This window comes from Lysinibacillus sp. GbtcB16, from assembly GCF_019091145.1.
GTDB lineage: Bacteria > Bacillota > Bacilli > Bacillales_A > Planococcaceae > Lysinibacillus > Lysinibacillus fusiformis.
The window spans coordinates 1-236 of sequence record NZ_JAGXJV010000866.1 but is presented as its reverse complement, the minus strand read 5'-3'; the positions used below and the strand labels follow the sequence as shown (position 1 = coordinate 236).

The 236-nt window shown below is 47.9% G+C and carries 1 protein-coding gene; it reads right to left on the bottom strand.

What is annotated here, in order from left to right; genetic code table 11:
- Window positions 1-236 (bottom strand): type III pantothenate kinase (locus KVT27_RS26140; RefSeq protein ID WP_217582328.1); only part of this gene is annotated, 236 nt, incomplete at both ends.

Genomic DNA, 236 nt, shown 5'->3' with positions numbered 1-236 from the left:
AAATCATTTGTAGCCCTTGCAAAGTCAGCAAAGGGTTCACGATTTGGATCGTGCGAGATTCGCTGGAGATCAGCTCTGCGAGTCCGCCTGTTGCTATGACTGTAGGATTTACATTAAACTCTTGCTTTACACGCTCTACAATTCCGTCGACTTGACCGACATATCCATAGATGATGCCAGCTTGCATAGCCGCTACGGTATTTCTACCCACGACGCTCTTCGGCTTCACAAGCTCA